Raw genomic sequence first — 15,259 nt, 5'->3', positions numbered from 1 at the left:
CTTATGTGGCAGGGGCAGAGGGAATCGAACCCCCAACCTTCGGTTTTGGAGACCGACGCTCTGCCAGTTGAGCTATACCCCTAGACCATGTTGGAGCCGGCTTTCGCCGGCCCCTAAACTGTCGATCAACGAATAACTGGCTTACTCGATGATTTTGGCGACGACGCCTGCGCCGACGGTACGACCGCCTTCACGGATTGCGAAGCGCAGACCTTCTTCCATCGCGATCGGCGCGATCAGCTTCACCGTGATCGACACGTTGTCGCCCGGCATCACCATTTCCTTGTCCTTCGGCAGCTCGATCGAGCCCGTCACGTCCGTCGTACGGAAGTAGAACTGCGGACGGTAGTTGTTGAAGAACGGCGTGTGACGACCGCCTTCGTCCTTGCTCAGCACGTACACTTCCGCCGTGAAGTGCGTGTGCGGCGTGATCGAACCCGGCTTGGCCAGAACCTGGCCGCGCTCCACGTCCTCACGCTTCGTGCCGCGCAGCAGGATACCGACGTTGTCGCCCGCCTGACCCTGGTCCAGCAGCTTGCGGAACATTTCCACGCCCGTGCAGGTCGTCTTCGCCGTCGGCTTGATCCCGACGATTTCGATTTCCTCGCCAACCTTGATCACGCCACGCTCGACACGACCCGTCACCACCGTACCGCGGCCCGAGATCGAGAACACGTCTTCCACCGGCATCAGGAACGTACCGTCCACCGCGCGCTCCGGCGTCGGGATGTACGTGTCCAGCGCGTCGGCCAGGTTCATGATCGCCGTTTCGCCCAGCTCGCCCTTGTCGCCTTCCAGCGCCAGCTTCGCCGAACCCTTGATGATCGGCGTGTCGTCGCCCGGGAAGTCGTACTTCGACAGCAGCTCGCGCACTTCCATTTCGACCAGCTCGAGCAGCTCGGCGTCGTCGACCATGTCGCACTTGTTCAGGAACACGATGATGTACGGCACGCCAACCTGACGCGCCAGCAGGATGTGCTCACGCGTTTGCGGCATCGGGCCGTCCGCGGCCGAGCACACCAGGATCGCGCCGTCCATCTGCGCTGCACCCGTGATCATGTTCTTCACGTAGTCGGCGTGGCCCGGGCAGTCGACGTGCGCGTAGTGGCGGTTTGCCGTTTCGTACTCGATGTGCGCCGTGTTGATCGTGATACCGCGCGCCTTTTCTTCCGGTGCCGCGTCGATTTCGTCGTACTTCTTCGCTTCGCCGCCGAACTTCGACGACAGAACCGTCGCGATCGCCGCCGTCAGCGTCGTCTTGCCGTGGTCAACGTGACCAATCGTTCCTACGTTCACGTGCGGCTTGGTCCGCTCGAATTTTTCCTTGGCCATTTTCAACTCCCAAAAGGAATTTCACTTGTTGCGCCGCGCGCAAACAGACACCGACTACTGCTGGTGCCCATGGGCAGGATCGAACTGCCGACCTCTCCCTTACCAAGGGAGTGCTCTACCACTGAGCCACATGGGCGCTTTACGCTTCAACCACAGAACTGGAGCGGGTGAAGGGAATCGAACCCTCGTCGTAAGCTTGGAAGGCTTCTGCTCTACCATTGAGCTACACCCGCAAGGGTCTGCAACGATTCCCTATACCGCCCTGCTGCTTATGTCTTTGGTGGAGGAGGTTGGATTCGAACCAACGTAGGCGTAAGCCAACAGATTTACAGTCTGCCCCCTTTAGCCACTCGGGCACCCCTCCGTAGAGAACTGACGATTATGGGGGTACATCGGCTTTGTGTCAAGCATCCCGGAAAGATTATTTTCATTCTCTTCGAGGAAGCCTGCCGGTGTATCCGACATCTTATCGATGACCCATCGACGTTCAACCTTTGAGCCTCAAAAACCGCCGGACTCTCTTTCAAGCCCACATTTTTCGCCAGATTCCGCGCTCGGCGCGCCAAAAAATCCACGCAGCCGAAAAACGAAAGACCGTTATCTTACGGCCTTCACCTCATAAAGCCAAGCAGCCGCTATAAAATTCGGGCCGATTTCCTGGCCGGAACATCGAACTCGTGGCGGCTTCAGCCGATCTTTTCAGCCGATCTCAGGGCCTTCCCTTTATGGACAGCCTCTCGAAACATCGCGCAGCAGAGCGGACGCTCCTGTATTCCAGGAGCTGGGTTAATCGGCGGCATGGCGGCATGGGAAGCGAGCGGCCCGCGCGGAGCGGAGCCGGAGCGCTGGGGCGATGAGGGGGGGTTTGTGGAGCTTGAAGAGTTTGAGGGCGTAAAAGCAAAAACCCCCGCTGGGTAGGCGGGGGTTTTTTAAGGGGGAGCCTGACGATTACCTACTTTCACACGGGGATCCGCACTATCATCGGCGTGGAGTCGTTTCACGGTCCTGTTCGGGATGGGAAGGGGTGGGACCGACTCGCTATGGTCATCAGGCAAAGCGGGTTGTTGCGTTGCTTCGCAGCGCAACCAATCTTGGAAGAAGCAGTAATCTTGGGTTGTGCGTATCGCACACGAGAATCAACAAGTTCTGTAAGACAGACTTGTTATAGGATCAAGCCTTACGGGCAATTAGTATCGGTTAGCTGAACGCATTACTGCGCGTACACACCCGACCTATCAACGTCCTGGTCTCGAACGACCCTTCAAGGGGATCAAGTCCCCGGGGATATCTCATCTTAAGGCGAGTTTCCCGCTTAGATGCTTTCAGCGGTTATCTCTTCCGAACATAGCTACCCGGCGATGCCACTGGCGTGACAACCGGTACACCAGAGGTTCGTCCACTCCGGTCCTCTCGTACTAGGAGCAGCCCCCTTCAAATATCCAACGCCCACGGCAGATAGGGACCAAACTGTCTCACGACGTTTTAAACCCAGCTCACGTACCTCTTTAAATGGCGAACAGCCATACCCTTGGGACCGGCTACAGCCCCAGGATGAGATGAGCCGACATCGAGGTGCCAAACACCGCCGTCGATATGAACTCTTGGGCGGTATCAGCCTGTTATCCCCAGAGTACCTTTTATCCGTTGAGCGATGGCCCTTCCATACAGAACCACCGGATCACTATGACCTGCTTTCGCACCTGCTCGACTTGTCGGTCTCGCAGTTAAGCACGCTTATGCCATTGCACTATCAGCACGATTTCCGACCGTACCTAGCGTACCTTCGTACTCCTCCGTTACGCTTTGGGAGGAGACCGCCCCAGTCAAACTGCCTACCATGCACTGTCCCCGACCCGGATCACGGGCCAAGGTTAGAACCTCAAACAAACCAGGGTGGTATTTCAAGGACGGCTCCACCGAAACTAGCGTTCCGGTTTCATAGCCTCCCACCTATCCTACACAGATCGGTTCAAAGTCCAATGCAAAGCTACAGTAAAGGTTCATGGGGTCTTTCCGTCTAGCCGCGGGTAGATTGCATCATCACAAACACTTCAACTTCGCTGAGTCTCGGGAGGAGACAGTGTGGCCATCGTTACGCCATTCGTGCAGGTCGGAACTTACCCGACAAGGAATTTCGCTACCTTAGGACCGTTATAGTTACGGCCGCCGTTTACCGGGACTTCAATCAAGAGCTTGCACCCCATCATTTAATCTTCCGGCACCGGGCAGGCGTCACACCCTATACGTCCACTTTCGTGTTTGCAGAGTGCTGTGTTTTTATTAAACAGTCGCAGCCACCAGTTTATTGCAACCCCTTCACCCTTCTGGCGCAGGCCAGTCAAGCTACCAGGGCGTACCTTATCCCGAAGTTACGGTACCAATTTGCCGAGTTCCTTCTCCCGAGTTCTCTCAAGCGCCTTAGAATACTCATCTCGCCCACCTGTGTCGGTTTGCGGTACGGTCATCGTTAGACTGAAGCTTAGAGGCTTTTCTTGGAACCACTTCCAATTGCTTCGCGACCGAAGTCGCTCGCGCCACACCCTTGAATCCTGCGCCCGGATTTGCCTAAGCGCCTTCTCCAATGCAGCGACCGGGACGTCCAACACCCGGACAACCTTCCGCGATCCGTCCCCCCATCGCATCTAACGACGGTGCAGGAATATTGACCTGCTTCCCATCAGCTACGCATTTCTGCCTCGCCTTAGGGGCCGACTCACCCTACGCCGATGAACGTTGCGTAGGAAACCTTGGGCTTACGGCGAGGGGGCCTTTCACCCCCTTTATCGCTACTCATGTCAGCATTCGCACTTCCGATACCTCCAGCACCCTTTACAAGGCACCTTCGCAGGCTTACGGAACGCTCTCCTACCATGCGAGCAAGCTCGCATCCGCAGCTTCGGTATATGGCTTAGCCCCGTTACATCTTCCGCGCAGGACGACTCGATCAGTGAGCTATTACGCTTTCTTTAAAGGGTGGCTGCTTCTAAGCCAACCTCCTGACTGTTTTAGCCTTCCCACTTCGTTTCCCACTTAGCCATATTTGGGGACCTTAGCTGGCGGTCTGGGTTGTTTCCCTCTTGACACCGGACGTTAGCACCCGATGTCTGTCTCCCGTGATTGCACTCTTCGGTATTCGGAGTTTGCTATGGCGGGGTAATCTGCAATAGACCCCCCAACCATGACAGTGCTCTACCCCCGAAGGTGAGACACGAGGCACTACCTAAATAGTTTTCGGAGAGAACCAGCTATTTCCAGGTTTGTTTAGCCTTTCACCCCTATCCACAGCTCATCCCCTAACTTTTCAACGTTAGTGGGTTCGGACCTCCAGTACGTGTTACCGCACCTTCATCCTGGCCATGGATAGATCACCTGGTTTCGGGTCTACGCCCAGCAACTGAACGCCCTATTCGGACTCGCTTTCGCTACGCCTGCCCTATTCGGTTAAGCTTGCTACTGAACGTAAGTCGCTGACCCATTATACAAAAGGTACGCCGTCACCCCTTACGAGGCTCCGACTGTTTGTATGCATGCGGTTTCAGGATCTATTTCACTCCCCTCCCGGGGTTCTTTTCGCCTTTCCCTCACGGTACTGGTTCACTATCGGTCGATCACGAGTATTTAGCCTTGGAGGATGGTCCCCCCATCTTCAGACAGGATTTCACGTGTCCCGCCCTACTTGTCGTACACCTAGTTCTTTCATACTGTTTTCGCCTACAGGGCTATCACCTGCTATGGCCGCACTTTCCAGAGCGTTCGGCTAACAATACAAATAAAGAGTACAGGCTCTTCCCATTTCGCTCGCCACTACTTTGGGAATCTCGGTTGATTTCTTTTCCTGCGGTTACTTAGATGTTTCAGTTCACCGCGTTCGCCTCACATGACCTATGGATTCAGTCATGGATACTCCATCAGGAGTGGGTTTCCCCATTCGGACATCCCCGGATCAAAGCTTGTTTGCCAGCTCCCCGGGGCTTTTCGCAGGCTACCGCGTCCTTCATCGCCTGTGATCGCCAAGGCATCCACCACATGCACTTGTTCGCTTGACCCTATAACGAGTCTGTCTCGTTACAGGTTGAGTTCTCGCGTTGTGCCGTATTCCAAATTGAGCCGAACAATGAAGTTCGAATCATCTTGAGATACATCGATACAATCACAACCCGGATAGTTTCCACGTCCATCTCATAAGACGCTTCCGCTATCCAAATTACTTACTTCTTCCTGATTGTTAAAGAACGACAGCCGATACAGTTGCCTGCATCACTCTGACTGGCTCAATCGCCAATGCGAAGCATTCGCTGATCGGTTCAGCAAACCCTTGGCATTGAGGATTGGTGGAGGCAGACGGGATCGAACCGACGACCCCCTGCTTGCAAAGCAGGTGCTCTCCCAGCTGAGCTATGCCCCCATACAGAGACCTCTCAGGCTTCCTTGTCCAGACAACTTGGTGGGTCTGGTTGGATTCGAACCAACGACCCCCGCCTTATCAAGACGGTGCTCTAACCGACTGAGCTACAGACCCCTGAGTCTGTCTTAATCAACAGCCGATAAGCGTGAGCGCTTCACTTCGCGGTAAGCTCGAGAAAGGAGGTGATCCAGCCGCACCTTCCGATACGGCTACCTTGTTACGACTTCACCCCAGTCATGAATCCTACCGTGGTGACCGTCCTCCTTGCGGTTAGACTAGCCACTTCTGGTAAAACCCACTCCCATGGTGTGACGGGCGGTGTGTACAAGACCCGGGAACGTATTCACCGCGGCATGCTGATCCGCGATTACTAGCGATTCCAGCTTCATGCACTCGAGTTGCAGAGTGCAATCCGGACTACGATCGGTTTTCTGGGATTGGCTCCCCCTCGCGGGTTGGCGACCCTCTGTTCCGACCATTGTATGACGTGTGAAGCCCTACCCATAAGGGCCATGAGGACTTGACGTCATCCCCACCTTCCTCCGGTTTGTCACCGGCAGTCTCCCTAGAGTGCTCTTGCGTAGCAACTAAGGACAAGGGTTGCGCTCGTTGCGGGACTTAACCCAACATCTCACGACACGAGCTGACGACAGCCATGCAGCACCTGTGCGCCGGTTCTCTTTCGAGCACGCCCAACTCTCATCGGGCTTCCGACCATGTCAAGGGTAGGTAAGGTTTTTCGCGTTGCATCGAATTAATCCACATCATCCACCGCTTGTGCGGGTCCCCGTCAATTCCTTTGAGTTTTAATCTTGCGACCGTACTCCCCAGGCGGTCAACTTCACGCGTTAGCTACGTTACTAAGGAAATGAATCCCCAACAACTAGTTGACATCGTTTAGGGCGTGGACTACCAGGGTATCTAATCCTGTTTGCTCCCCACGCTTTCGTGCATGAGCGTCAGTATTGGCCCAGGGGGCTGCCTTCGCCATCGGTATTCCTCCACATCTCTACGCATTTCACTGCTACACGTGGAATTCTACCCCCCTCTGCCATACTCTAGCCTGCCAGTCACCAATGCAGTTCCCAGGTTGAGCCCGGGGATTTCACATCGGTCTTAGCAAACCGCCTGCGCACGCTTTACGCCCAGTAATTCCGATTAACGCTCGCACCCTACGTATTACCGCGGCTGCTGGCACGTAGTTAGCCGGTGCTTATTCTTCCGGTACCGTCATCCCCAACGGTTATTAGCCATTAGGTTTTCTTTCCGGACAAAAGTGCTTTACAACCCGAAGGCCTTCTTCACACACGCGGCATTGCTGGATCAGGGTTGCCCCCATTGTCCAAAATTCCCCACTGCTGCCTCCCGTAGGAGTCTGGGCCGTGTCTCAGTCCCAGTGTGGCTGGTCGTCCTCTCAGACCAGCTACTGATCGTCGCCTTGGTAGGCCTTTACCCCACCAACTAGCTAATCAGCCATCGGCCACCCCTATAGCGCGAGGCCCGAAGGTCCCCCGCTTTCATCCGTAGATCGTATGCGGTATTAATCCGGCTTTCGCCGGGCTATCCCCCACTACAGGATATGTTCCGATGTATTACTCACCCGTTCGCCACTCGCCACCAGGCCGAAGCCCGTGCTGCCGTTCGACTTGCATGTGTAAGGCATGCCGCCAGCGTTCAATCTGAGCCAGGATCAAACTCTTCAGTTCAATGCCTGTTACTGTTTTCGGTTCCGTAGAACCGGTCGCTCACTCAAAGCTGACAGGTTATGAATCTCTTCATTAACCTGACTTACTTTAGTGTGAGACTCTTGATACTTTTGCTTATCCCGGTAAAACCAGGTCCGCTTCCATCAAGCGCCCACACTTATCGGCTGTTCATTGTTAAAGAGCATTTTCTGCCAAGCTTTCCTGCCCGCTCAGCAGCGCTGCGTTGTCAGCAGCAGAGAAGCGAAATTATGAACCCCTTTTCTTCGTCCGTCAACAACTTTTTATCCATCTCGTCGTCGCAAACTCGGGTCCCGCTTCCTGACTCGCTTGCCTACCGCTTCAACTCCCTCTCTAGCAGTCGGCTGCGCTTCCTTCTCTCTCCTCCGCTGTCCGTTTCCGTTTCAGCGAAAGAGGCGTGATTCTAGTCAGTCGATCCCAACTATGCAAGGCTTTTTTCAATGCCGCCCGGCAGCAGCCATGAGCGGCTCCAGCGGCACCGCGTCGGCCATCGCCTGATAGCCTGCATCGTTGGGGTGAATATCGTCGCCGCTGTTATAGCGACGCTGCAATTCGGAGGGCTTCGCCGGATCGCGCAAAGCAGCGTCGAAATCCATCACGCCATCGAAGGCGCCAGACGTCCGAATCCATTCGTTAACCTGCCGACGGATCGACTCACGCGACTGGGGCAACGACGCCGGCGTCAGCGTCGCACCGAACATCGCCACGCCGCGGGCATGTGCGGCAGCAATCAGCCGACGGTAACCGTCGATCAACGACTGCGCGTCGACGCGCGTATGCGGCGCATCGCAATCGAATCCGGCGCGCGCCGGCATCGCCGCGAAATTGATGTCGTTGATGCCGATCATCACAACCGCAACCTTCACGCCCGAGCGCGCCAGCACGTCCCGCTCGAAGCGCCGCTCCAACGCGACGCCGTAGCAGCGGGAATCGCTCAGCAGCCGATTGCCGCTGATGCCCAAATTGAGCACGCCGAATGCCGCCCCGTCCACCCCCTCGATACGCGCGGCCAGCACGTCCGGCCAACGTCGATTGCGGTTCAAGCTCGAGCGCATGCCATCGGTGATCGAATCGCCGATGGCCGCTATTGCCGCCGCCTTCGCCGGTTGCGCGTCGACCGCCAGCTCCGCCACCCAGGCGGACTGCGTAAAGCGCGTCCGATAGGCATCAGGGGCCGCATCGACAGCATGGTTGCCGAGCGACGACACATAATTGATCTGATTGGCAACCCGATGCCAGACCGTCATCGTCTGACGCGGGCCCATATACAGGCTGAGCGCGTAAGGCTTGCCGCGCGCCACATCGAACGCGATCGGATCGCTCTCCCGCTCCTGCCCTGGCGCGACTTCGACGCCGGATTTTCCACCGAATGTCAGCGCCACCGAACTGTCGGCGACAACCGCCGCGCCACCCGCCGAACGGCCGATTCGAAGCTCGCCAATCACAAGCGGCGTCTTGCCGTATGCATTGCTCACGCGCACACGGATCGCACGCCCCGCAATTGTCGGGTAGACGATCTGACGAACGGTGCGGCCCGCGACATCCGGCGCCCGATAAAGCGGCGGCGGCGCAGCAAGATCAGGGATCGGCTGCAAGGCCGTTGCCCACGACGCCACCCATTGCGATTGCTGCGCCGGTGCATCGGTCGCGGCGGCGCCTGCCGCCATCGGCGCGGCAAGCGCGATGCCACCGGAAAAAGCAATAAGCCAACGTCGGAACATCATTCGATCCTCTCTTAAAAAAGCTGACGATTATGCATGAGGCAAAAACGATCCACCGACGCCTGTCGATCGGCGGCATCGAATCATCGGCGGAAAAGGATTGAAATCATATATTGACCGACCGGTCGGTTGATTTATACTGCGTACCAGCCTCACTTGGATGAACCCATCTCCATGTATACGCAATCGCTCGACCTTCCTGGCCAAGCCGTACCATCCGACACCACCGCCGATTCGCCCGAGCAGGCCGGATTCGACGCCGTCATCGCCGCCGACGGCAAGATCGAACCGCAAGACTGGATGCCCGACGCCTACCGCAAAACGCTGGTGCGGCAAATCTCGCAGCACGCGCACTCGGAAATCATCGGAATGCTGCCGGAAGGCAACTGGATCACGCGCGCACCGAGCCTCAAGCGCAAGGCGATCCTGCTCGCGAAAGTCCAGGACGAAGCGGGCCACGGCCTTTATCTGTATAGCGCGGCGGAAACGCTCGGCGTCTCGCGCGACGCGCTGATCGACGCGCTGCACGCCGGCCGCGCGAAATATTCGAGCATCTTCAATTATCCGACGCTCACCTGGGCCGACGTCGGCGTAATCGGCTGGCTCGTCGACGGTGCGGCGATCATGAATCAGATTCCGCTCTGCCGCTGCACGTATGGTCCGTATGCACGCGCGATGATCCGCGTCTGCAAGGAGGAGTCGTTCCATCAGCGCCAGGGTTTCGATGCGCTGCTCGCCATGATGAAGGGCACCGACGCTCAGCGCGAGATGGTGCAGGACGCGGTGAACCGTTGGTGGTGGCCGGTGCTGATGATGTTCGGGCCGCCTGACGCCGATTCGGTTCACAGCAACCAGTCGGCCAAATGGGGAATCAAGCGGATCTCGAACGACGATCTGCGCCAGAAATTCGTCGACGCGACGGTCGAGCAGGCCAAGGTGCTGGGCGTCACGCTGCCCGACCCCGATCTCAAATGGAACGATGCGCGCGGGCACTTCGACTACGGCGCGATCGACTGGGACGAATTCTGGCGGGTCGTCAACGGTGACGGGCCCTGCAACCGCGAACGGCTTGCGACCCGCGTGCATGCGCACGAAAACGGCGCATGGGTTCGCGAGGCGGCGCTCGCGCACACGGAAAAGCGGCGCCGCCGCGAACAGCCGCAAGCGGCATGAGCCGGGCGGCCGTCGCGCCAAACACCGTGGAAGTATCGTGAAACGCCGCGGCGCGCGCCGCCGGCATCCGCGTCTGTGGAATTCAGCAAATCAGGAGCAAGCGATGAGCAACGAATGGCCGATCTGGGAAGTTTTCGTGCGCAGCAAACAGGGGCTCGACCATAAGCACTGCGGCAGCCTGCACGCGGCCGATGCATCGATGGCGCTGCGCATGGCGCGCGATGTCTACACGCGCCGCCAGGAGGGCGTGAGTATCTGGGTCGTGCCGTCGGCGGCGATCACGGCATCCGATCCGAATGAGAAAGCGGAGCTGTTCGAGCCGGCGGGAGACAAGATCTACCGCCATCCGACGTTCTACACGCTGCCCGACGAAGTCAACCACATGTGAGCGAGCCGCCTGTCATGACGATCACGCCCCAGCATCTCGCTTACGTGCTGCGCCTCGCGGACAACGCGCTGATCCTCGGCCAGCGCAATGCCGAATGGTGCGGCCACGGCCCCATCCTCGAGGAAGACATCGCGCTCGCCAATATGAGCCTCGATTTGATCGGGCAGGCGCGTCTGTTGTATACGCACGCGGCCGATCTCGAACGCCAACTGACCGGCATCGAAAAGACCGAGGACGATTACGCCTATTTCCGAGGCGAGCGCGAATTCACGAACTACACGTTCGTCGAACTGCCGCATTACGGCCCGCTCTGCGGCACCGCGCATGCGCCGCTCGACTATGCGGTGACGATCGTGCGCAATTTCCTTTATTCGACGCTGATGCTGCACGTCTTTCAGGCGCTCGAGACATCAAGCGACGCGCAACTCGCGGCTATCGCGTCAAAATCGCTGAAGGAAACGCGCTATCACGCCCATCACGCACGCGAATGGCTGATCCGCCTCGGCGACGGCACCGACGAATCGCACGCCCGCACTCAAGCCGCGCTCGATTATCTGATGCCGTACACGCGCGAGTTTTTCGTCGCGGACGAAATCGACGCCGCGGCCGCGACGGCGGGCATCGGCCCGGCAATCGCATCGCTCGACGCCGCGTGGCGCGCAGACGTCGACGCGGCGCTCGACGAAGCGACGCTCGTGCCGCCCAAATCCAGCCTGCATGTACCGGCCGGCAAGCGCGGCGAGCACTCCGAGCACTTCGGCTATCTGCTCGCGCAAATGCAGAGCACCGCACGTCAGCATCCAGGCGCGTCCTGGTAAGTCCGTGCAGCGAATGATGAAATTCGAAACGACCTCGTCCACGTTGCCGCCCTCCGCCGTATCCGGCCAGCCGGCGCTCGCGCCCGTCACGCCCGGCCGGCAGAAGCAAACGTCGGGGCTGGCGGATCGCCCGTCCCATCGATCGATCGGTGAAACCGGCCAGCCGGTTCGCGATCCCGATCGGCCTGGGCCAACAGCGCCGAGCGCTCAATCGTCTTGTGCCGGCGGCCTGCCGGCTGCCGGCACGGATCGCTCAGCTACCCGGCCGCAATGGCTCGCCGCCTGCGCCAACGGCAGCAACACTGCGCACGACGACGAAACACTTGTCGCGCGCGCGAGGCAAGCGCTCGAATCCGTGCCCGATCCGGAAATCCCGGTCGTCTCGATCCGCGAGCTGGGCATCCTGCGCGATGTCCGACGCGCCCCGGACGGCACGCTCGAAATAGTCATCACGCCGACTTACTCCGGCTGCCCGGCGATGCAGCAGATCGCCGACGATATCGGCGCCGCGCTGCGGGGCGCCGGGCTCGCGCCGCACCGGATCGTGACCGTGCTCGCGCCAGCGTGGACGACCGACTGGATCACCGCCGATGCGCGTGAAAAGCTTCGTGCGTATGGAATCGCACCGCCCGCCGAACGATGCGACGGCCATATGCCGGGGTCCGCTTTGGCGGCCGCCCCCGCTGCCGAGCGCACGATCCGCTTCGTGCCCAAGCCGGCCACGCCTAAGCCGGCCGCGCCTAAGCCGGTCGTAGCCAACTCGGCCGCCGCCCCCGCTTGCCCGCGCTGCGGCTCCGCGCATACCGAGCGGCTTGCGCAATTCGGCTCGACCGCTTGCAAGGCGCTCTATCGCTGCATCGATTGCCGCGAACCCTTCGACTACTTCAAACCCTATTGACCATGTCGACTCCGCAATTCCATCCGCTGCGCATCCGCGACGTGCGGCCCGAAACCGCCGACGCCGTCACGGTATCGTTCGACGTGCCGCCCGAGCTGCGCGACGCGTACCGCTTCACGCAAGGCCAATTCGTCACGCTGAAGGCGCACATCGGCGGCGAGGAGACGCGCCGTTCGTATTCGATCTGCATCGGCACGACGGATTACGATCGCGACGGCGAGCTGCGCATCGGCATCAAGCGCGTGCGCGGCGGCCGTTTTTCGAACTTCGCGTTCGATACGCTCAAGCCTGGCCAGACGATCGACGTGATGACGCCCGACGGCCGCTTTTTCACGCATCTGAATGCGGGGCACGGCAAGCACTATGTCGCCTTCGCCGGCGGCTCGGGCATCACGCCCGTACTCGCGATCGTCAAAACGACGCTCGAACTGGAGCCGCGCAGCACGTTCACGCTGATCTACGGCAATCGCAGCGCCGATTCGATCATGTTCGCCGAGACGCTCGAGGACCTGAAGAACCGCTTCATGCAACGCTTCGTGCTGTATCACGTGCTGTCGGACGAGATCCAGGACGTCGAACTCTTCAACGGCGTGCTCGACCAGCCGAAATGCGCGACGTTTCTCCAGACGCTCGTGCCCGCCGCGACGATCGACGAAGCGTTCATCTGCGGCCCCGCGCCGATGATGGACGCGGCCGAGGCCGCGCTCGCGGCGGCCGGCGTGCCGCGCGAACGGGTGCACGTCGAACGCTTCGGCACGCCACTGCCGCAGGCAGGCGCGCCCGCGGTCGAGATCACCGAAGCGACGCCCGCCGCCGATCTCGAAATCGTGATCGACGGCAAGACACGCAAGCTGCGCCTGCCGTATGAAGGCGCAAGCCTGCTCGACGTCGGCCTGCACGCAGGCATTGCGCTGCCTTACGCCTGCAAGGGCGGCGTGTGCTGCACGTGCCGCGCGAAGGTGCTCGAAGGCGAAGTGCGGATGGACAAGAACTACACGCTCGAGCCGCGGGAAATCGCCGATGGTTTCGTGCTCACCTGTCAATGCCATCCGGTCAGCAGCAAGGTGATCGTCAGCTTCGACGAACGCTAGATACCGCACCGATCGCGCGGCAAGCGGTTCCTTCCCGCCCCGCATCTCGCTTACACTAGGGGCCGCTTGCCGGACGGCCTCGACGAAAATCTGCGCTGCGCGGCAAGCGGTTTTTCTTTGCTGACGACAGGCCGGATGAGGACCCTTCACGTGACCCAAGGCGGCAGCGCCGCCGCCTCGCTGCGCATCGCGCTCTCGGCCGCCGGCCGCGACCACGATACCGTCATCGAGCTGCTCGACGATCTCGCTGTCGGCCCGCTGCGCGGCGTGGACGACGCGCCGGACGCGCGCGCCGCGTTCTGGGAACGCGTGATCGGCGATACGTTACCGGTCTGGATCGCCAGGCTCGCCGCCGAACGGGCTAAATTCGACGCGCTCGCCGCCGGTTCCGAACAGATCGTGATCTGGCATGGCCAAAGCGCGGCCGACCAACTGATGCTTCGGCGCGTTGCCTATCATCTGCGCAGCGCGCCGCAACGGCTCAACGAGGTGCGGCTGTCGATCGCCGATATGGACGATCCGCGCGCGTGGGCAAGCGTGCGAGCCGATCAAGCCACCGCAACCGGCATTTTTCCGCCCGAGCGGCTGCGCGCGAAGCTTGCCGAAGCCGCGCCGATCTCGGTGCTGCGCATCAGCCGGCTCGCGCTCGAATGGCTGGAGGCCAGGCAAGCGAATGCCGAGCTGCGCTATCTCGTCAGCAATACGTTCAAGAGCGGCCTGTATACCGATCTCGACGCGCTCGTTCTCGAGCATGCCGGCAGCGAATGGCGGCCGGCCGCGCGCGTGGCCGGTGCGGTGATGGCACTCGCGGATCGCGGCCAGCTGTTCGTCAGCGACACCGTCGCTTTCTGGCGCTGCCGCGAACTCGCGGCAGCCGGCCGCCTCGAATTGCGCGGCGACGCCCGCTCGATCGAGCATTGGCGAACGGCAACGTTGCGCGTCGCGCCCGCCGCCGCCCATCGCTAACCTCTCTTAACGACGCTTCACGTCCCGAATCCGATGGCCCGCACCCGAGCGCCCGATCACGAATCCCAACGCGAGCAGATCCTGGATCTCGCCGCCGCCAAATTCGCGCAGACAAGCTACCCAAGCACGTCGATGACCGACCTCGCGAATGCGAGCGGCACATCGAAAGCGCGTCTATACCACTACTACGAGAGCAAGGAAGCGATCCTGTTCGATCTGCTCGACCGCTACACCAAGCAGTTGATGCTGATCATCGCCGAGGTCGAGGGCGCAAGCCAGCGGCGCGGGCTCACCGAGCGCGAGACGTTCGCCGAACTCATCCGCGCATTCCTCGCCGAGTACGAGACGTCGCACAGCCGCCATGTGGCGCTGCTAAACGACGTCAAATACCTTGAGGACACGCAGCGCCAGATCATCCTCGACCGTCAGCGCGACATCGTCGCCGCGTTCTCGCGGCAGCTCGCGCGCGCCTATCCGCAGCGGATCCTGAAAGCCAACCAGACGGCGGCAACGATGATGGTGTTCGGGATGATCAACTGGACCTTCACGTGGCTGAAGCCGGGCGGCCGCCTTGGTTACCGTGACTTCGCCGAAATGGTGATCGATATGATCGAGCATGGCCTGGGGGACGGCCGCGCAACCTGATTTTTGCGCAGCAGCATTTGTTGCGCATACGTAACAATGCGGCGTCTTATTGCCGCGATCATCAACCTCCAATAAATAATCAACAAAAACAAAGGCTT

10 protein-coding genes, 6 tRNA genes and 3 rRNA genes are annotated in these 15,259 nt (G+C 59.8%); 8 read left to right on the top strand and 11 right to left on the bottom strand.

The genetic code is table 11. The annotated features are described in order from the left end of the window. Positions 1-6: 6 nt before the first annotated feature. The 10 genes from AQ611_RS02570 to AQ611_RS02525 form a co-directional block, all read right to left on the bottom strand. A tRNA-Trp gene (locus AQ611_RS02570) sits at positions 7-82 on the bottom strand. 59 nt (positions 83-141) lie between these two features. After that, on the bottom strand, positions 142-1,332 hold the full coding sequence (gene tuf, locus AQ611_RS02565; protein ID WP_069233656.1) for an elongation factor Tu: 1,191 nt from the start codon (positions 1,330-1,332) through the stop codon (positions 142-144). A 61-nt stretch (positions 1,333-1,393) separates the two neighbouring features. Next, positions 1,394-1,468 (bottom strand) — tRNA-Thr (locus AQ611_RS02560). Positions 1,469-1,491: 23 nt separating this feature from the next. Continuing rightward, positions 1,492-1,565 (bottom strand) — tRNA-Gly (locus AQ611_RS02555). 45 nt (positions 1,566-1,610) lie between these two features. After that, positions 1,611-1,696 (bottom strand) — tRNA-Tyr (locus AQ611_RS02550). A 575-nt stretch (positions 1,697-2,271) separates the two neighbouring features. Further along, positions 2,272-2,384: ribosomal RNA gene (rrf, locus tag AQ611_RS02545) — 5S ribosomal RNA — on the bottom strand. Positions 2,385-2,498: 114 nt separating this feature from the next. After that, positions 2,499-5,378 (bottom strand): 23S ribosomal RNA (locus AQ611_RS02540). Positions 5,379-5,661: 283 nt separating this feature from the next. Next, positions 5,662-5,737, bottom strand: a tRNA-Ala gene (locus AQ611_RS02535). Positions 5,738-5,774: 37 nt separating this feature from the next. Next, positions 5,775-5,851 (bottom strand) — tRNA-Ile (locus AQ611_RS02530). Between the two features lie 61 nt (positions 5,852-5,912). Next, positions 5,913-7,443 (bottom strand): 16S ribosomal RNA (locus AQ611_RS02525). The 16S, 23S and 5S rRNA genes sit together here with 2 tRNA genes alongside, the layout of an rRNA operon. Positions 7,444-7,502: 59 nt before the next feature. On the opposite strand from AQ611_RS02525, the gene AQ611_RS25315 reads away from it, so the two are divergent. Further along, positions 7,503-7,862, top strand: a complete 360-nt coding sequence (locus AQ611_RS25315) for a hypothetical protein (protein ID WP_156789205.1) — start codon at positions 7,503-7,505, stop codon at positions 7,860-7,862. A gap of 36 nt (positions 7,863-7,898) precedes the next feature. On the opposite strand, the gene AQ611_RS02520 is transcribed toward AQ611_RS25315, so the two are convergent. Next, positions 7,899-9,185: an SGNH/GDSL hydrolase family protein gene (locus AQ611_RS02520; protein WP_069233655.1), complete on the bottom strand. Its 1,287-nt coding sequence runs from the start codon at positions 9,183-9,185 to the stop codon at positions 7,899-7,901. 171 nt (positions 9,186-9,356) lie between these two features. On the opposite strand from AQ611_RS02520, the gene paaA reads away from it, so the two are divergent. The 7 genes from paaA to AQ611_RS02485 all read left to right on the top strand — a co-directional run bounded on the left by paaA (position 9,357) and on the right by AQ611_RS02485 (position 15,161). Then, entirely contained in the window at positions 9,357-10,355 is a 999-nt protein-coding gene (paaA, locus tag AQ611_RS02515) for a 1,2-phenylacetyl-CoA epoxidase subunit PaaA (protein ID WP_059516299.1), read from the top strand. A 103-nt stretch (positions 10,356-10,458) separates the two neighbouring features. Next, positions 10,459-10,743 (top strand): 1,2-phenylacetyl-CoA epoxidase subunit PaaB, encoded by a 285-nt coding sequence (gene paaB, locus AQ611_RS02510; protein ID WP_059516297.1) that lies wholly within the window; start codon positions 10,459-10,461, stop codon positions 10,741-10,743. Between the two features lie 14 nt (positions 10,744-10,757). Next, complete coding sequence (paaC, locus tag AQ611_RS02505; RefSeq protein WP_069233654.1) at positions 10,758-11,561, top strand: 1,2-phenylacetyl-CoA epoxidase subunit PaaC; 804 nt, start codon at positions 10,758-10,760, stop codon at positions 11,559-11,561. A 229-nt stretch (positions 11,562-11,790) separates the two neighbouring features. Continuing rightward, entirely contained in the window at positions 11,791-12,459 is a 669-nt protein-coding gene (paaD, locus tag AQ611_RS02500; protein WP_069235101.1) for a 1,2-phenylacetyl-CoA epoxidase subunit PaaD, read from the top strand. 2 nt (positions 12,460-12,461) lie between these two features. Then, positions 12,462-13,550 carry a 1,2-phenylacetyl-CoA epoxidase subunit PaaE gene (gene paaE, locus AQ611_RS02495; protein WP_069233653.1) on the top strand — a complete coding sequence of 363 codons (1,089 nt, stop codon included), beginning with the start codon at positions 12,462-12,464 and terminating at the stop codon, positions 13,548-13,550. Positions 13,551-13,685: 135 nt separating this feature from the next. Next, on the top strand, positions 13,686-14,516 hold the full coding sequence (locus AQ611_RS02490; RefSeq protein ID WP_069235100.1) for a DUF1835 domain-containing protein: 831 nt from the start codon (positions 13,686-13,688) through the stop codon (positions 14,514-14,516). Between the two features lie 33 nt (positions 14,517-14,549). Next, complete coding sequence (locus tag AQ611_RS02485; RefSeq protein WP_069233652.1) at positions 14,550-15,161, top strand: TetR/AcrR family transcriptional regulator; 612 nt, start codon at positions 14,550-14,552, stop codon at positions 15,159-15,161. The last annotated feature ends 98 nt before the right edge of the window (positions 15,162-15,259 follow it).

It is taken from the genome of Burkholderia singularis (assembly GCF_001718875.1).
Lineage (GTDB): Bacteria > Pseudomonadota > Gammaproteobacteria > Burkholderiales > Burkholderiaceae > Burkholderia > Burkholderia singularis.
The sequence above is the reverse complement of the archived record's forward strand: the minus strand, read 5'-3'. Positions and strand labels throughout refer to the sequence as shown.